This is a genomic window from Vibrio sp. 1401 (assembly GCF_033340295.1).
Genome location: NZ_JAWOWF010000002.1, coordinates 131,816 through 150,751 on the forward strand (window position 1 = coordinate 131,816; position 18,936 = coordinate 150,751).

Below are 18,936 nucleotides of genomic sequence, written 5' to 3' on the forward strand. Positions count from 1 at the left end.
TTGGTTATCTAGTCTGTGATTCGATTAGATTTGAATGAAGTCTGCTTCAACTGCTGGATTCACATCCGCTTCGTAATCTACGCCTTCAACGCCGAAACCAAATAGTTTCAAGAACTCTTCTTTGTACTCAACGTAGTCAGTCAGCTCTTTTAGGTTCTCAGTCGTAATTTGAGGCCATAGCTCACGACAGTGCTGCTGAATGTCGTCACGAAGTTCCCAGTCATCCAGACGTAGGCGGTTCATCTCATCAACTTCTGCCGCGCTACCGTCTTCTTTGTATAGACGTTGGCTGAACATACGGTAGATTTGTTCCATACAACCTTCGTGTACACCTTCTTCGCGCATTTTCTTGAATACCATTGCGATGTACAGTGGCATAACAGGAATTGCAGAACTCGCCTGAGTTACAACAGATTTAAGTACCGCAACATTGGCACTACCACCTGTTGCTGCTAACTTGTCGTTTAGCGCTTTCGCTGCACGGTCTAGGTCCATTTTTGCTTTACCTAGTGCACCATCCCAATAAATTGGCCAAGTTAGCTCAGTACCAATGTAGCTATACGCGACGGTCTTACAACCTTCAGCAAGAACACCAGCATCAGACAACGCATTGATCCAAAGTTCCCAATCTTCACCGCCCATTACAGTGACAGTGTCTTTGATTTCTTCTTCTGTTGCAGGCTCAACGCTAGCTTCGATGATCACATCTTTGTTGGTATCAACAGCCGTTGATGTGTAAGTTTCACCGATAGGTTTAAGAGATGAACGAACTAATTCACCAGTTTCTGGCATTTTACGTACTGGAGATGCCAGTGAGTAAACCACCATATCGATTTGACCTAAGTCTTCTTTGATGAGCTCGATAGTTTTCTGTTTCGCTTCATTTGAGAAAGCGTCGCCGTTTAAGCTTTTTGCGTACAGACCTTCTTCACGCGCTAGCTTTTCAAAAGCAGCGGCATTGTAAAAACCTGCTGTACCTGGTTTCTTCTCAGTACCTTCTTTTTCGAAGAAAACACCGATAGTTGATGCACCGCCACCAAATGCCGCAGCGATACGAGAAGATAGACCGTAGCCACTTGATGCACCAACAACAAGAACACGCTTAGGTGCGTTTTTGATTGGACCTTGCGCTTTGGTGTACGCAATTTGTTCTTTTACGTTAGCTTCACAACCAACAGGGTGCGTTGTAGTACAGATAAATCCACGAATTCTAGGTTTGATGATCATATTCAACTTCCTTTAAAAAACCTTGTTAGGATAAAAGTTTCGTTGGGATTTCGCATCTAATTTCTGTAAAAATGCTCTTAAAAGGCAAGTGGTTGGAGCACTATCCCACCATCCACTCCCCAAGAATACAAAAAAGCACCTCATTGAGGTGCTTTTCTTAACATTAGTTGTCTATTATGCCGCCGGATTCAACTGCGACTTTTTTGGGCTATGAGTTCGCACTTCAGAAAAGTCATGACTAAAGTGGTCAACTTGAATCGCCTTGTAGCGCAATTTATCTGCAGCCATGATTTGATCAATTTCTTGCTCAGTTAACACGCCTGCTTCAAATGCTTGCTGCAAACGGTCATGCAGCAGACCTTTACGAGCCACTTTACCATCCTTCGCAGCCTTCATAAGTTTACGCTCCAAAGGTTTAATGTCGTACATTGCAAGGAATGCATTCTCCATTAAGCCTACGCTGTCATCCTCTGATTTTCCGATGTAGCACAGATGCGTGAGGCGATCACGTTGCGCGCCTGGTGTCATCATCGCTTCAGCCAAATTCACACACAGCTCATCACTTGGCTTATTGAAATGATTACCAAGCGGGAACAATAGCCCCTTAAGCACACCGCCAACGTATTTCACAGGGAAGTTGGTGTAAGCCTCATTTAATGACTTAGAAGCGTTATACAAACAGTGTTGAACAGCGTAATGAACGAAGTCTAGATCGCCTTGTTGACGGCCTTCATCTTCATACTTTTTCAAGGCAGCAGATGCCATGTATAGATAGCTTAATCCATCACCCAAACGTGCTGAGATCATTTCTTTACGCTTCAAGTCTCCACCTAAGGTTAACATCGCAAAGTCTGCACTTACTGCAAGTGCACGACTAAGACGAGTAATGTCTTTGTAGTATTGCTGCGTTGGGCCACTCATGTGCGCGTTAACAAATCGAGAACCAGTTAGTGCTGCACCAAATGCACCGAATGTATTACCGAGCGCGTGCTTGATGTGTTTAAAGAGTAAGTTGTCAAATTCTTTCGCACCTTGTTCAGAATCTGGATTCGCCGCGGCTTCCATTTCTTTTAGAACATATGGGTGGCATCGAGTCGCACCTTGACCAAAAATCATCAGGTTACGAGTCAGAATATTCGCGCCTTCAACAGTGATAGCAACCGGGATACCAAGGTAATGTTTAGCAAGATAGTTCATTGGACCATCTTGAATCGCACGACCCGCATGGATATCAAACGAATCATTTAGAATGGTACGCGCGATTTCCGTCATGTGGTACTTGGCAATCGCGGTTACAATCCCAGGTTTTTCTTTCATATCGAGAGAAGTCGTCGTTAGCGTACGCGTCGCTTCTAGTAGGTAAGTAAGACCACCAATGCGCCCCATTGCTTCTGCAACACCTTCAAACTTACCGATCGACATTCCAAACTGTTTACGCACGTAAGCATAAGCACCTGTTGTACGTGTAGTAAGGTGACCAATCGCTGTGCCAAGCGCTGGGAGAGAGATACCGCGACCAGCAGAAAGACACTCAACCAGCATACGCCAACCTTTACCTGCATAATCAGCGCCACCGATCAACCAGTCCATAGGGATGAAGACATCTTCACCACGAGTAGGACCATTCATAAACGCAGACCCCAGAGGATCATGGCGTTCGCCTATCTCGACACCTTCATGGTCAGCGGGAATCAACGCACATGTAATGCCAACCTCTTTCTTGTCACCAAGTAGCCCTTCAGGATCTTGCAGTTTAAATGCTAACCCGAGCACTGTCGCAACTGGCGCAAGCGTGATGTAGCGTTTATTCCAACTAACTCGCACGCCAAGCACTTCTTTGCCTTCATGGGTGCCGTAACAAACCACGCCTTGATCAGGTATGCCACCCGCATCAGAACCCGCTTCAGGGCCAGTTAGGGCGAAACAAGGGATGTCTGTACCATCAGCTAAACGAGGCAACCAGTAATCTTTTTGCTCTTGCGTACCATAGTGCGATAGCAGCTCACCAGGGCCAAGAGAGTTCGGTACCATTACCGATACCGCGGTACTGATACTTCGAGTCGCAATACGAGAAACAATGGTTGAGTTCGCCAAAGCGGAAAATTCACGACCACCATATGCTTTCGAGATGATCAAAGAGAAAAATCGCTCTTTACGTAGGTACTCCCATACTTCAGGCGGTAAATCCCTGTCTTCTTTGACAATCTTCTGGTCATCAAGCATTTCTAGCAGGGTTTCAAGCTCATTATCCATAAATGACTGCTCTTCTGCCGTCAGTGTAGGCGTTGGATAATGATGCAATGTTGTGAAGTTTGGCTTGCCTGAGAATAGTTCGGCATCCCACCATACACTACCCGCTTCCATCGCCTCTTTCTCGGTGCTAGACAGAGGTGGCAATACTTTTTTGAACACTTTAAAAGCCGGGTCACTAATCCATTTTCTTCGTAGAGAGCTCATAGTTCAGATCCTTTTGTTCACGTAACCGCTCGGGGTATAATCTTATTATTGGTTTAACTTTCTTATTTGTCTTATGCCAACTGCTTTGCTGACATTCCTGCTGACAAATATGGAATCAGTAAATCGACGACAGATTTCACATCGACTTCCTTTTCAAACTTACTTTCTGCCAGCTCCGAAAGAGCTTGGCTTGAAGCCATCGTAAATACACAGGTTCCTAACGTGAAGTGCAGTCGCCAAAACAAATGTTCTTCACATAGTTCCGGGTTCGCCTTCATTATCGAGAAAGTGAAAAGGTTCAGTACCTCTTCGTATCTGGTGGTAATGAACCAGCGTAGATGACCTTGAACGTCTGTATAACCGCGGCCAATTAACAACATAAATAGCGCAGTACCATTTGGGCGTACATCATTTAATGTACGTAAAGGTAATCGCAATGACTCAAAGACATCGTCCATGTTGTAGCTATCGCGCGTGTTTAACTCAATTAATGAAGTCTTAATGCTCGGCATTAGTGCTTCTAAATACCTATCTAAAACCGCTCTAACCAGCGTTTTTTTATCGCCAAAGTGATAGTTTACCGATGCTAAGTTAACGTTAGCTTTACCTGTTATCGTTCTTAGCGAAGTATCATTAAAGCCATGTTCAGCAAAGAGTCCTTCTGCGACATCGAGTATTTTTTCTTTTGTTGATGTTCTCGGGGCCATTTTAATCACTCGTATTAAACAACTGTTTGAAAATATACTCCCGAAACTTAAGATTAACAAATGATTAACATCACACTTTAACCAATTGGTCTGACCAGACAGTAAAAGGTGTGATCTAATCTTTTGAAATTCAATCGAATACTCCGGTGAAGCTTATCAGAAGAAAACGATCAAATTTCTCAGTCCAGCGCAATTGAAACGCTAACAATAGCCTTGGCGGCTCGGAGTGAGCGACGAGAGTATGAAATACATCTTCGGTTCTCGGGGAGATAAAATGAGAAACACAGAAGTTAGTAACTTCGCCAAGTTGGTAATCCATCTCGACTTTTCTATTACTTTCGGGTGTGTAAGAAGCTAGAAAGCATTAAGTAGAAATTTTTTGAAAAAAAATGGAACTGTTTGGAAAAGGCTCGGTCTGAATATACGTAACAGTTAGGGCATTTGAAGTTTCACTGGCCGTCAAACTTGTTTCCATCTAATTGTTACGTTGCTGCTTTTTTCTTATTAACTCCTATGTTTGTATCCGCCCAGTCAAATTTTCGGCTGGGCTTTTTTTCGCCTGTAGATTTACCAAGCGCCTCTTTCGATGATTTGCCCCAACTCCATAAGCTAGACCTTAGTTGGTCACAAAAGTAACCACCCTGAAGTGGTTGATGTGCCGATCTGCAGACATAAAAAAGCCTCCCGAATGGGAGGCTTTACTAAACAGTGTGTATCTTACGCTTGCGCTTTCTTAGGCAAAGAAAAGTGCAGTAACGCGTAGCCAAGTAACGCGGCTGTCGTCGAGCCCATTAAGATGCCTAGTCGAGCATAGGTATCAAACTCAGGGCTTACATTTCCAAACGCTAAAGAGGAAATGAATATAGACATTGTAAAACCGATACCACACAACACAGAGACCGCAAAGATATGCTTGAAGTTAATGCCTTCCGGTAGCTTAGCTACACCCATTTTCACAGCAGCCCAACTAAAGGTGAAGATACCTAGAGGCTTACCAACCAGTAGCCCCAAAGCAATACCTAATGGCAGCATTGAAGTTAGGCCTGACATCGATACGCCTTCTAGCGAAATCCCCGCATTTGCAAATGCGAATAGAGGTAAGATACCAAATGCCACGTATGGATGAAGTGCGTGCTCCATGTGCTTAAGTGGGGAATGTTCGCCCTGTTTACCCTTAAGAGGAATAGCAAAGCCGATCACTACGCCTGCAAGTGTTGCGTGAACACCAGATTTAAGTACCGCAAACCATAAGATCGCGCCGACTATCATGTATGGTGTCAGTTTCGTTACTTCCTTCGCATTCAACATGAACAGGACACCAGTCATGATGAAGCCAACAAGCAGCGCCATGCTAGAAAGATCACCTGTGTAAAACAGTGCAATAATAACAACCACGCCTAAATCGTCGATAATAGCGAGAGCTAACAAAAACACTTTAAGGCTTACTGGTACGCGCTTACCTAGTAGCGCCATGATACCTAGAGCAAATGCAATATCCGTCGCAGCTGGAATGGCCCAGCCAGAAACCGCCTCTGGGTCGTTAGCATTAAACGCAACGTAAATAAGAGCAGGGGCTAACATACCACCAACCGCCGCAATAGCAGGGAAAATTGCGGTTTCTTTTGATTTTAGCGCTCCTTCAAGTAGCTCTCGCTTCACTTCAAGGCCAATAAGTAAGAAGAAAACAGCCATTAGGCCGTCATTAATCCAGTGAGAAACTGACATACCGAATACATAAGTATGCAGTACAGATTGATAAGTTTCGCCCAGCGGTGAGTTAGCAATGGTCATCGCAATTGCCGCTGCAATTACGAGAAGAATACCACCTGCTGATTCCATTTTGAAAAAGTCACGAATGACATCGTTCATGGTTTCGTCCTTATATTTATTATCTTAATAAACGATTAACAAAGAGTGATAAGAGTGTATAGCTGTCGAAAACTTTAGAATAATCGCTTCTTCAGAGTATAAACTTCGGTTTTTTCGATGTTAAGTTTACTATACATCGTATTTTCCAACATGACACTCAATTTTGATCGGAGATCGTATTTGTTTTTGTCGCACCAAATATTTATCAAGATGATGAGAAAATCAGCATAACACGGCTTGTACCATCATGATAACCCCGTACTTTTGAGAAAAAGCTAGGAAGCTTCGCGCACTAAAAAACCACCCGTAGGGGGTGGTTTTCTTCACAACTCAATAGCCTGTCAGCTGCATAAAGCCCCAAGCCTCATTGGAGCCGGAGGCTAAAGTAGGCCCTTCCCAGTAAGGTATTACAAAGGGTAGCCACATATCTGACTTGATAATGCGGGTAGTCAAATTAATTTGATGCTTCGGAATATTGATAATCCACTGCAAAGGTAACCTTCTTCCATTGGATAAACTGGTCACTTGCATTGGTTTAATACTGATATCATCGTCTGAGAGGTTGATGACTTTACCTGAGCGTGTCGACAACGTGCCAAATACGTGCGGTGTTTGCCCATGGTGACGATAACGGCTAACAGTTAATGCTCGACCATCATCTAAATTGAAAACAAACCAATCCCAGCCTTGTTGCCCCTCACCAATTAAGCCGCTGCCCCATTCTTTTTGCGCCCAAGCAGAACCCGTCACTGAGAATCGCTTACCATTTAAGCTTAAGCTACCTTTTACTTTTAAAAATGGAGCACTGAAGCTAAAAGAAGCAACAGATTGCAACGCATGTTTAACTTGGAAACCTTTGTCTCCATTCACGACAAAGGGGCCGCTTGTCATGGTATTGAGCTCAAGTCCAAACGTATCAGTATTCACATTCAAGTTGCCCGGGAAAGGCGTCGCACCGAGTGATCGCCAAGTCCAATTATCAATCCATAACCTGAAAGGGCGATTGATCATACCAGCTTGGCCTATCCCACCTCTAGCTACCCGTTGCTCTTTCCATACATGCGAGCCATGACTGACGACAACATGTGAAATGTACAATTGAGGGTTCTGCCAACCGCTGGTTTCTCGCTCGTCCGTCGCAACCCTAAAATAGCTCCATTGAACATTGTAGATCTTGCCTTGCTCATCTTTTAGTTTCGCAAAGTAGTGCCACCATTCATGCTGATACTCGGGATGAAAGCGAAAGTCTGAGGGTAAAGAGACATGCTCATTAGGTAGTACAGGCTCGAAAATCGTTTGATTTTCACGCGTTAAGATAGAATCAAGTTCGCTTTCTCGTGTTGCTGTAGCCTCTAACCAAAAAGTTGAGTAAAAAGCAGCCCCAGTCAGAAAAGCGAACGTAACAACAATGAGCGTTGAAACCAACAAGCGTTTTTTAGAGCCCATTTTTTTCATTACAACGCGTCCCTTAATGACTTCATCGGTGTACTTTTGATCATTCTAATAACTGGCAATGCGCCAGCAACCATGATGGCAAGCATCGTCCAAGCAATGGTTTGAGCATACTCCCATGGAATCGTTTGAAGCTCTAGAGACCAGCCAAATGATTGCTTAATGATAATATCAACGATCAAATGTGCGAGCGCCAAGCCGAGCGGCACTGCAATAATCGCAGAAATGGCTCCGAAGACGAATAGCTGCAAACCACCTAATACGACAAGTTCTTTTCCGGACACACCCATGCACCTTAATAAGGAAAAATGCCGCTGCCGTGAAAGTTCTCCTGCCAACGTCGCAAAGAATAAACCAAACACGGCAATAATCAGCGTGATATTGCCCAAGGTTCCTGCTATCGCAAAGGTATGATCAAACACTCTCATTGCTTGGCTATAAATATTACCGTTATCAAACACACGATCTTGCGGGAGACGGAATACATTCTCTAAGCGATTTTTCAGCCCTTCTCCATTGACGTTATCTTTTAATACTACGCCAAGACCAACATTACCCGTACCTGCAAATGCATACAGCCAATTCCGGTGCGACATCATCACCTGGTTATATGGGTTTCCATAATCGTAGTAAACGCCTACGACTTGCCAATCACCACCAAGCGGTTCTTGCAAGTTAATGAAATCGCCAGGGCGGATATCCAGCTTCAAGGCCATCGACTCACTGACCATTAAGCTCTTGGTAGCGTGCAGTTGATACCAGTAATTTGGGACACCTAACTTGACGGTAAGTGAGTCTAACTCACCTTCAGAAGAGCCCGTACTTACAACTTGTAGAGCACCGTGCTCGGTCGGCATATCTTTTTCCCAGCGCCACCAAACCGAGTTCACCTCTGGCTGATTCTGGAGCCATGCGCTCATCCTAGCGGCTGAATTGTTGGTCGGATAGATGTACACATCAGCGGCTAATCGCTGATTTAGCCACTTATCGGTTGTATCTCGAAAGCTTCCGACCATTGTTTCTACACCAATGTTTGCCGCCAGCGCTAACATAAACGCCATCGTAGCCACACCGCGATAGCTCATGCTGGCTGCTGCATCAGCAAAAAACCAACGGACACGAACCCATCGCATGGTATAAGAAAAACTTTGGAACATATGCCACATAATAAATGGCATAAACAACGCCACACTAACCAACATCAGAGCAATAATAGCAAAGCCGGTTTCTTGTGTTTTCGGCGCCTGATATACCGCTATTGCAGCGACACAAAACGCACATGCCGCAAGCGCCTGCCAAGAGAACTCTCTTCCAGCAAATCGCATTAGCGACAGTCGAGAAGAAAGGCGGATTGGTTGTGACTTCAACAAACGGATTAATGGCCACAGACACGATATCAACGCACCCATCGCTGCCATGATTAGACTGTATAAGCTAGATTGCCATGACCATCCTATGGTTAAGCCTACGTTGGCATCATACAAATCACTCAGGCTCGAAGACACTGCTGGGATAAGTTCATTTGCTAAGATCAAGCCAAAAAAGTTACCACACGCCCACGCAATAAAGACGAGCAAAGACAACTCTAGTAATAAAGCTTGCGCTAACTGTGTTCCGTTAACACCAGTCTGTCTCAAAATACCTACCAAACGTTGTCGCTGGATGAAAGACAGAGACATCGCTTGATAAAAAATAAACAACCCGACCAAAAACGACAGCATTCCCATCGCAGTGAGATTCATATGGAATGCGTTAGTTAGCGACTCAAGCTCTGTACGCGTATTCCTAACGAGCGTCATTCCGTTTGGCAGCATGTTTTTCAGTGCTATTAGCTTTTCCTCTGGCATTTCACCACAAGAAATCGCAGACAAACCTGAGCTCCGCTTGAGCATACGCAACAACGATATATCAGTAACCAGCCGAGTACCCGAAAGCATCTTGTCCTTATCTACTTGAATAGGCCCAAGACGGCTTCCGTCATTCATCTCAATGAAGTCCCCATCCTGCCAACTCATGTAAGCGGCCAAATCTTGACTAACAAGAATAGGATAAGGAGGCTTCATTAGTGATAAAACAGGCATCTCACCTAGCGATTTTCCTTGTTGTAGTGGGATCATCGCGACAGGATCTATCCCCACCAACATCAGGCTCATATCGGTCTTGGCATCTAGATGAAGCACATCAAACGGTGCACATTGGTTAAACCCAGCTCGACGTAACTGAATATAGAAACCTTGAGGAATTTTATTGGCAGAGTGCTTCGTTCGGATTCGGTATGGCAAAGGATTAGAGAAAAGTTTTTCCCCAGTTGCATAACTTTGTTTTGCATGCTGGTTGATAGAAGTAACACCAACAAGGAGGGACACGCCTAAAGTTAATCCCAGCCAGACAAGAATAATTTGTAGAGGGTAACGACGGTAATGACCGAGTAGTGCCTTAACTACGGGCCATAACATGTAGCTGCCCTCCTTGAAGTCGAATCTTTCCTTCCATATGGGCGGCCACTTTTTCACTGTGCGTCACTAACAGCAAAGTACACTCCAATTGGCGAGCGAGACTCGTTAATAAGCGCATTACTGCTTCTGCGTTTCGCTCGTCTAGGCTACCAGTTGGCTCATCAGCAAGCAGGATTTTGGGTTCCATATAAAGGGCGCGAGCAATCGCCGCACGTTGTTGCTGACCACCAGACGCCTCTTCCGGATAACGTCCTAGCAATGGCATTAAGTCCAAAGCAGAAAGAATTTGACGCCACAACTCTTTATCTTCCGGCAGACCTTTTAACTGACGACAAAAACGAATATTGTCGGCAATATTAAGTGTAGGAAGCAGATTGAATTGTTGGAAGATATTACCAATATTGTTGCGGCGATAAAGGGTTCTTAAATGCTCCGGTGCTTCATGCATAGCAAAATTTGGAAACTGCACTTCACCAGAGTCAGCAGTATCTAATCCGGCGATTAAATTCAGCAGAGTACTTTTACCCGAACCACTTTCTCCCATCAGAGCAACTTGGTCGCCTTGCTGCAATGTTAATTCTGCCCCTTGTAATACAGGGTGAAACTCTCCCCCGTCTACATAGCCTTTACATAGGTCTGACAGTTTTAACATTGATTATGCCGCTCGGATGGTGTTTAAAAATTGGGATCAGAATCTACACTAAAATCCTGTTAGTAGAAAGTATTTTGAATGCTTGATCACACTATGGAAGTACAAATGCAACTCGATTCACTTTCTGTTGCTAATTTTGTTGACGTTTTGAGCAGATTTTTGCAGCCAAAATAAACTCTGTTCCTCCTTACTGGCCAATCAGGTTTTTCATCCATTTTCGGCTAACCATTCTTGGCAAGCAAATCGCCCACTTCACAACTTCTTCCGTCAAAAAGAGTAAGTAAACCCATTGTGGGTCCCAATTGAGATAAATCGCTGCAAATGCTGCGAGTGGAATCCCGATCACCCACTGCGCCAAGATGTCTTGATACAAACAAAACTTAACATCACCGCCCGCGCGTAATACACCAACAATCGCCATCATCGGCACCGAGCGTAACACGACACCCAACGCTAGAATCACCATAAACTGTTCAGCTAGCTCGCGAGTGTCTGTTGTCAGTGCACTAAACGCATTAAGGATCCATTGATTTGACACTATCAACAAGATGGCGACCACAAATGCGATAAGCACATTCAAAATGACCGTAGCCCATGCTTGATAATAAACGGGTTCAAAATTACGAGCGCCGAGCTGGTTCCCGACTAGAACTGCAGCCGCATTCGATAAGCCAATCATCATCGCCAATGCGATCGACTCAACAGGTGTCATTACGGAAAGTGCCGCCAAACCTTGTACGCCTGCTTGCCCCATGATGGCGTGATAAGCAAACAGCCCACCAGCCCACGCCAAGAAGTTAAATGTGGTTGGCAAAGAGAGGCTCAAGAAACGCGTAATTTTATCTAAGACCAATCCTGCGCGTATATCATCCCAACCAAATGCGATTATGTGTTTTTTCAACCATAGATAACCAAACAAGCAACCTACTTCGATCGCGCCACTGATTACCGTTGCGATCGCTGCTCCCGTAATACCCAGAGCAGGAAAGCCTAATTGACCAAAAATTAAAACCCAGTTAAGAAAAACATTAGATAAAATGCCTATACCACTAAAAAAAGTGCTTAGGCCTGGTTGGTGCATCGCCCTTAGGCCCACCGACATACTGGCCACACATGCAACAGCAAACATGCTAACCGACGAAATAATGAGATAGCTGGCCCCTAATTCAATCACTTCTTGTGAATCGGTAGTCAAGCTCATGATGAGTTGTGGAAAAACAACAAACAAAGCAACAGCAATCGCAGCAAACATCATTGCGATCATCCATGTTAAAGCGGTACTGCGACGCACCCCAACTTTATCGCCAGCCCCCCAATATTGAGCGGTTAACAACGCACCGCCCGTTGTCACCCCAACTAACATGATGGTGGTGACGAAAGTCGCGCGCGCAGCAACTCCAACTGCGGCAATTTCAGCTTCACCAAGTTGACCAAGCATAAGAACATCGACGAGGCTTCGGCTTGAAAACATCATGCTTTGCAGTGTAATTGGTAACGCGATTGCAAATAAACGACGTAAGAATGCTTTATCTGCGTGTATTGAGAGTTGAGAAAGAAAAGTCACAAGCGCTCCAACGACAACTTATTGATAGAATGGGGAAAGTGTCTCATGATTATACTCTGTGGTGTTTATTCCACCAACGATAAAAGGACAGATAATGAAAAAGGTGTTGGTGCTAGGCGCCTCGGGTTACATTGGCTCTCAACTTCTTCCGTTACTTTTAGATAAAGGTTACGCCGTCACAGCAGCGGCGCGACATATTGATTATTTAGAGTCAAGAACTCAGCCTCACCCTAATTTAACGTTAAGGTATCTCGACTTGGCTGACGCAGAGACCACGAAGGCTGTAGTGAACGATTTTGATTTAGTATTTTTTCTCGTGCACGGGATGGCTCAAGGTGATGACTTTGTTGAGTACGAACTAAACCTTGCTTTGAACTTCAAATTTGCGTTGGAACAAAGCTCCGTCGAGCATGTTATCTATTTGAGCGCCATTCAACCTCAAACCGGAAACTCTCGCCATTTAGCCGCTCGTAAAGCCACGGGAAAAATAATTCGACAGTCTGGTATTCCAGTAACTGAATTGCGTGCTGGCGTTATCATCGGCCCCGGCTCTGCCGCTTTCGAAATCATGCGTGACTTTGTCTACAACTTACCTATTTTGACCGCGCCTAAATGGGTCGACTCAAAAGCGAACCCTATTGCCTTGCCCAATCTCAACCACTATTTGTTGAAGTTAGCAGAAGCCCCCTCTCCAGAAGAAAGTCAAATTTATGAAGTTGGTGGGCCAGATACACTTAGCTACCGCGAACAGTTCAAAGTCATTTGCCGAATCACGAACAAGCCGTATCGGCTGTGGTCGACCCCGCTACTTACTCCGAAAATGGCATCGTACTGGCTAGGTTTAGTTACCTCAGTGCCAACTAGTATCGGTAAAGCATTACTTGCGGGCTTAGAGCACGACTACATTGCAGACTCCAAAGCGATTGAAGAACGATTTCCTCAAACGCTGATCAGCTACGAGCAAGCGGTAACTGATACCATTCAAGATGAAGGCACATTTGTACGCAGTAATGTCTGGGGGTTTGAACCCGCAGCGCTTCGTCGATGGCAACCAGGATATGGCTATTACCCAAAACAAGCTGGAGCGAGCATTAAAACTCATGCCTCCGCTGCGGCATTATGGAAAGTGGCGCAAAAGATCGGGAGTCGCGAAAAAGGCTATTACTTTGCCAACATCTTGTGGCGTACACGTGAATGGCTCGATATCTTTTTTGGTGGCGGAAAACCGATTCGCGTTTCTCCTCCTGGACCAGAGCTTAAAGTCGGTGATTTTATTGACTCTTGGAAAGTGATTCGCTGCGATAACAATCAGTTTCTTTCACTGTTTTTTGGTATGAAAGGCCCAGGCCTTGGGCGTTTAGAAATTACCATCAAAGATCTCGGTGACGAACGAGAGCTGGATATTACCGCCTGGTGGCACCCGCAAGGGTTTCTTGGGCTGCTTTATTGGTTTGCAATGATGCCAGCCCATCTCTTCATATTTAAAGGCATGGTCAAAGCCATCGCGAAAGAAGCAAACCGTTTAGAAAACAAAAAGCCCCAATAACAGGGGCTTCTAAACACTCAAAATGTCACTTTAGTCAGCTTTGAACGAGAGTGGAATTTCGGCTAACTGGTTGCCTTCGTTTGCTGGAAAAATAAGGTACTCGCCATGGTATTTCACCATCGATTTGTAGTCTGTTACCTTATGAACCATAAAGCCCGCTTGCGCTGCTTTCTCAACAAACTCAGCATGATTGCCACGCACAAACCAACTCATTGGCTTTACGAGCAACTCGCCATCAAAACAGCTTTCGCATTGGTCTGCACATAACGCTAAAGAGTTTTGACCTTCAGTGAAGATTTGTACTTTGCCGCACCCAATCAGTTGCTCAGACGTTGAGACTTCCCAGCCTGCTTGCTCCATCAAATCAAGAAAAGACTCAATATCTGAATCTTTGAACACTTTGGAGTCTTCACCTTCAGGGAAGAATTGCGCATAAAAAGCGGAAATACGTTTAAAGATAAACAACAAACCAGCATCGTTCCCCTTTGAGCGACCGGCTTTTTGCCAACGCGTTAAGTCATCGCCCACCGTACGTCCGAAACGTTGTGATTTTAGCGCCTTTGTTACCCAACGCACTAAATAATGGTTATTCGCAACAGGGGCATTGGCTAACTTACCTGAGCGATGCTCTTGATCTAACTCTTCAAGTGCTGAGTTAACCAAGTTTTGAATTTCTTTGGTGTAATTCGACATTACGCCTTTCTTCCTAAAGTCCAATAAAGCAGTGCTGAAAGCACAGAACAAGCAAACATCACGATGATCATCGGCCAAGCAACATTTCCGGGCAGTGATGCCACCAGCGCACCAACCAATGAACCGATACCGAATCTTAATGTCCCCGCTAGAGACGACGCCGTACCCGCCATTGATGGGTAACCACTTAAAAGCAGCGCCATCGCGTTACTACCTATCGTCGACAATGTACCGATAAACAGCACAACAAAAGGCACAATGCCCCATAATCCGAAGTCCATTAACCAACTTACGAATAAACCAATCCCCGCCAAAAGTTGCACGAACAACCCAAAACGAAGCATGGCATGGGAACCAACTTTCTTCACCAAGCGACCATTAATACTGGTCATGATGATCATCGCCACAATGTTCAAACCAAATAGGTAACCAAAGTGGTCTGGTCGAACACCATATAAATCAATATAAACAAACGAACCCGCCGTCAAAAATGCAAACATTCCGGAAAATGAAAACGCACCTGAGAGCATCAAACCGATCGCTTCAGGATTGGAGCATAATCTGGCGTAGTTTCTCAGCGTCGTGCGGAAACGAAGAGGCTGACGATTTTCAGGCTGTAACGTTTCAGGGATTTTCCAAAGTACGAGAAAAATCACAACTACAGCGAAAATAGCTAGTACCCAAAAAATGGAACGCCAACCAAACCAAATCGCGAGATGGCCACCGATCATCGGTGCCACCAACGGCGCAATAGTAATGACCAGAGTAACGAAGGACATTGCGCGTGCAAAGTCTTCACGGTCAAACATGTCACGCACGACGGCTTGGATAATGACCGCCGCTGCCGCGCCAGCAAAACCTTGTGCCGTACGTACATAGGTCAGCGCATCAATGCCATTTGTTGTCGCACTCACAACGGCAGCCAAGCCGAAGAAAAGTACGCCTAAAATCAACACAGGTCTACGGCCAAAACTATCGGCGAGCGGCCCGTGAATTAACTGGCCGATCGCAAAACCCGCGGTATAAGCCGTCAACGTAATCTGAACCGCGCCAGGCGCGACCCCCAAATCTTTCGCAATTGTCGGCATCGCAGGCAAATACATATCGATCGCCAAAGGCGTCAAAGCACCAATCGCTCCTAGTACCAGAAACAATAGAAAACTGATTTGGGATTGCGGAGCACTTTGAGCTTTTTCTGTCATTCTTTTACCTCTTGTTGGAGCCCTACCGTCAATACTTGCAGAACAAAGTGAAAATAACGGACAGTTCTCATATCGCTGAATGTAGAAGCCAAAAACCTGTTCTATCCAACGTTCGAGAATCATAAGGGCAAATATGTACCAAGGTGTGACCTTGACGAACTCGACATAGAAAAGCATGTGAAAGCGAAATGTGTTTATGGGAAACAAACACAATGCAGTAAAAATGATGGCGTTGACACCATCATTCCATTCACCGTAGCCGAAGGCTTTGCAATAAGAGTATGCATGCCTCAGCTAAATGCAAAGGCGTATCACTGAGATGAGTAAGCACACCGGAATTGTCTAGGCACTAATTTTGGTAGGAAAATTTATTTTGAGCCAATTCCTACCAAAAGACTAGTTCCTATTAGGAACTAAAGAATTTCCCATGCCGACAATTAATTCCAAATAGAATCAATTTCTTCTTGCGTGAGGTAGCGATAATCACCTGGTTCTAGTGCCTCATCAAGTTCGATAGAACCAATACGCTCACGATGTAAGTACTCAACTTTATTTCCTAACGCCGCGAACATACGTTTCACTTGGTGATACTTACCTTCCACGATAGTTAACAATACTTCATTCTCGGCCTCGTTCACGATTTCCAAACGAGCAGGCAATGTTGCTTCTGATTCATTGCGCAAAATGATGCCTTGTTCGAGCTTTTCCGCATAATCAGGCTGAATAGCATCGACGAGCCAAACACGGTACGTTTTCTCACACTTATGCTTAGGTGAGGTAATACGGTGAGACCACTTACCATCATCCGTAATCAACACTAAACCAGTTGTGTCGACATCTAATCGGCCCGCAAAGTGAAGGTTTTCAATTTTAGGCTCATCAAGCAATGCGAATGCAGTTTGGTTGTAGCCATCTTCATGTGAACAAACAAAGTCAGCAGGCTTATACAACATAATGTAACGAGGACCAGGAGCACCAATAACACGGTCTTCCCACATCACTTCCGCACCTTTAGGTACTTTAAATGCACCACTTTTTTGAACCTCACCGTCAACGGTGATGTCTCCACTTTTGATGATCTTTGTTGCCTGTTTGCGTGTTGCACCCAGAGCGTCACACAAATATTTATCTAAACGCATGAATACCTCATTGAATTATACCCAAGTGATCTCTAAATCTTGGTTTAAAGGTCACTTGGGTATAAAAGTCAGGTATTATAGCGTTCCTCGTTCGAATAGTTGAGCAATTTCACATATTTTCATGTACACACTTCGTCCTTATCAAGCCGACTCGGTTAAAGCCGTTATTCATTACTTTCGTAAACACTCGACACCAGCAGTGATCGTGCTGCCAACCGGTGCAGGAAAAAGCTTGGTGATCGCAGAACTTGCTCGCCTTGCGAAAGGACGAGTGTTAGTCCTCGCCCACGTAAAAGAACTGGTCGAGCAAAACCACGCAAAGTATGAAGGTTATGGTTTAAAAGGTTCCATCTTCTCAGCAGGATTGGGACGAAAAGAAACTGACCAGCAAGTCGTGTTTGCTTCGGTTCAATCGGTCGTACGTAACTTAGATTCGTTCAAAAACCAGTTTTCTCTGCTCGTTATTGATGAGTGCCATCGTGTGCCAGATGACAAAAACAGCAGCTACCAAAAAGTTATTACTCACTTACGAGAACTGAACCCTGGCATTAAGGTGCTAGGACTAACTGCAACGCCCTATCGTTTAGGAATGGGCTGGATTTATCAGTATCACACCCGAGGTCAAGTGCGAACCGAAGAGCCTCGATTCTTCCGCGATTGTATTTTCGAACTGCCGATCCGTTACTTGCTCGACGAAAACTTCCTCACTCCAGCCCGCATGATGGATGCGCCCGTTTTGTCTTACGACTTCTCTCAGCTGAAGCCCGCTAACACCGGACGCTACAAAGAAGCAGAAATGGACATGGTGATCGATAAAGCCAAACGTGCGACTCCACAAATTGTTGAGCAAATCATGCAATATGCGAAAGAGCGTCAAGGTGTCATGATCTTCGCTGCAACTGTTCGACACGCACAGGAGATACACAGTTTATTGCCAGAAGGCGAAACTGAAATCGTCATTGGTGATACACCTACGCCGGAGCGCGATGCGATCATCCAAGCGTTCAAGAATCGTCAAATAAAATACTTAGTCAATGTTTCGGTACTGACAACCGGGTTTGATGCGCCGCATGTCGATTTAATCGCGATTTTGCGACCAACAGAGTCAGTCAGTCTGTACCAACAGATAGTAGGACGAGGATTACGCTTATCAGACGGAAAATCAGAATGTTTAGTGCTTGATTACGCAGGCAACAGCTACGATTTATACCAACCTGAAGTCGGTGATCCCAAACCAGACTCTGACAGTGAAATTATCACGATTCCTTGCCCGGCTTGCGGATTCAATAACAACTTCTGGGGCAAGTTGGATAGTAACGGTTTCTTGGTTGAACATTTTGGCAGACGTTGCCAAGGTTACTTTGAAGATGAAGACACAGGCGAACGTGAACACTGTGGCTACCGTTTTCGTGCCAAATACTGCGGTGAATGTGGTGCGGACAACGATATCGCTGCACGAATTTGTCATGAGTGTGACGCGACGCTCGTTGACCCAGATAAAAAGCTAAAAGAAGCCCTTAATCTCAAAGATGCATTAATCTTTGAATGCACAGAAATGGACCTATCTGTATTTAAGTCCAGTGATGGTAAATCTCAGCTAAAGGTGACGTATTCTGGTGAACCATACCAAGGCGAAGGCAATGCGTTAGTTCATGAGTTTTGGTCATTGAGTACCAAAAAACAAAAACAAACGTTTAAAGATCAGTTCGTACGCCCCCACTTAGCAGACAAGCATCGCCCTTTTGAAGAGGCTTCACCGACACGCGTTGTCGCTAATCAACATCGTTTCCGTTTGCCTCAGTTTGTTATTGCTAGAAAATCTGGTCGCTTTTGGAAGCTGCGAGATAAAATTTTTGAAGATGAGTTGAAATAACATCCACAACACATGGCAAAACTTAATTAGCTGATTCACTCTCTGTTCATCTATATCCGATATACTGCGGCTAACGCTCCAGAAAAGGTTTGACTATGT

At 44.8% G+C, this 18,936-nt stretch carries 13 protein-coding genes; 2 read left to right on the forward strand and 11 right to left on the reverse strand.

Annotation, left to right across the window (positions count from 1 at the left end; genetic code table 11):
• Window positions 1-24 precede the first annotated feature (24 nt).
• The 8 genes from fabV to R7Z77_RS01925 form a co-directional block, all read right to left on the reverse strand.
• The gene (gene fabV / locus R7Z77_RS01890; RefSeq protein ID WP_005388648.1) at window positions 25-1,227 is read right to left on the reverse strand and encodes an enoyl-ACP reductase FabV; all 1,203 of its coding nucleotides are present in this window, start codon (window positions 1,225-1,227) and stop codon (window positions 25-27) included.
• A 174-nt stretch (window positions 1,228-1,401) separates the two neighbouring features.
• On the reverse strand, window positions 1,402-3,684 hold the full coding sequence (locus R7Z77_RS01895; protein WP_017634878.1) for an acyl-CoA dehydrogenase: 2,283 nt from the start codon (window positions 3,682-3,684) through the stop codon (window positions 1,402-1,404).
• 71 nt (window positions 3,685-3,755) lie between these two features.
• Complete coding sequence (locus R7Z77_RS01900; RefSeq protein WP_053306960.1) at window positions 3,756-4,391, reverse strand: TetR/AcrR family transcriptional regulator; 636 nt, start codon at window positions 4,389-4,391, stop codon at window positions 3,756-3,758.
• 717 nt (window positions 4,392-5,108) lie between these two features.
• The gene (gene nhaA / locus R7Z77_RS01905) at window positions 5,109-6,260 is read right to left on the reverse strand and encodes a Na+/H+ antiporter NhaA (RefSeq protein ID WP_005378034.1); all 1,152 of its coding nucleotides are present in this window, start codon (window positions 6,258-6,260) and stop codon (window positions 5,109-5,111) included.
• Window positions 6,261-6,590: 330 nt separating this feature from the next.
• Window positions 6,591-7,715 carry a lipocalin-like domain-containing protein gene (locus R7Z77_RS01910; protein ID WP_042521997.1) on the reverse strand — a complete coding sequence of 375 codons (1,125 nt, stop codon included), beginning with the start codon at window positions 7,713-7,715 and terminating at the stop codon, window positions 6,591-6,593.
• Window positions 7,715-10,168, reverse strand: coding sequence for an ABC transporter permease (locus R7Z77_RS01915; RefSeq protein ID WP_213967378.1), 2,454 nt, complete (start codon window positions 10,166-10,168; stop codon window positions 7,715-7,717). The genes R7Z77_RS01910 and R7Z77_RS01915 overlap by 1 nt, the downstream gene beginning before the upstream one ends.
• Window positions 10,149-10,820, reverse strand: coding sequence for an ABC transporter ATP-binding protein (locus tag R7Z77_RS01920; protein ID WP_005378040.1), 672 nt, complete (start codon window positions 10,818-10,820; stop codon window positions 10,149-10,151). The genes R7Z77_RS01915 and R7Z77_RS01920 overlap by 20 nt, the downstream gene beginning before the upstream one ends.
• Window positions 10,821-11,007: 187 nt before the next feature.
• The gene (locus R7Z77_RS01925) at window positions 11,008-12,384 is read right to left on the reverse strand and encodes an MATE family efflux transporter (RefSeq protein ID WP_213870495.1); all 1,377 of its coding nucleotides are present in this window, start codon (window positions 12,382-12,384) and stop codon (window positions 11,008-11,010) included.
• Between the two features lie 94 nt (window positions 12,385-12,478).
• On the opposite strand from R7Z77_RS01925, the gene R7Z77_RS01930 reads away from it, so the two are divergent.
• The gene (locus tag R7Z77_RS01930) at window positions 12,479-13,930 is read left to right on the forward strand and encodes a DUF2867 domain-containing protein (RefSeq protein ID WP_213967377.1); all 1,452 of its coding nucleotides are present in this window, start codon (window positions 12,479-12,481) and stop codon (window positions 13,928-13,930) included.
• Window positions 13,931-13,960: 30 nt separating this feature from the next.
• On the opposite strand, the gene R7Z77_RS01935 is transcribed toward R7Z77_RS01930, so the two are convergent.
• The 3 genes from R7Z77_RS01935 to rsuA form a co-directional block, all read right to left on the reverse strand.
• Window positions 13,961-14,623 carry a DUF2913 family protein gene (locus R7Z77_RS01935; protein ID WP_005378053.1) on the reverse strand — a complete coding sequence of 221 codons (663 nt, stop codon included), beginning with the start codon at window positions 14,621-14,623 and terminating at the stop codon, window positions 13,961-13,963.
• Window positions 14,623-15,825 carry a Bcr/CflA family multidrug efflux MFS transporter gene (locus R7Z77_RS01940; protein ID WP_213967376.1) on the reverse strand — a complete coding sequence of 401 codons (1,203 nt, stop codon included), beginning with the start codon at window positions 15,823-15,825 and terminating at the stop codon, window positions 14,623-14,625. The genes R7Z77_RS01935 and R7Z77_RS01940 overlap by 1 nt, the downstream gene beginning before the upstream one ends.
• A 437-nt stretch (window positions 15,826-16,262) precedes the next feature.
• Window positions 16,263-16,964: a 16S rRNA pseudouridine(516) synthase RsuA gene (gene rsuA / locus R7Z77_RS01945; RefSeq protein ID WP_005388670.1), complete on the reverse strand. Its 702-nt coding sequence runs from the start codon at window positions 16,962-16,964 to the stop codon at window positions 16,263-16,265.
• Between the two features lie 121 nt (window positions 16,965-17,085).
• Here rsuA and R7Z77_RS01950 point away from each other — a divergent pair, with 121 nt between their 5' ends.
• Window positions 17,086-18,837, forward strand: coding sequence for a DEAD/DEAH box helicase (locus tag R7Z77_RS01950; RefSeq protein WP_021707635.1), 1,752 nt, complete (start codon window positions 17,086-17,088; stop codon window positions 18,835-18,837).
• The last annotated feature ends 99 nt before the right edge of the window (window positions 18,838-18,936 follow it).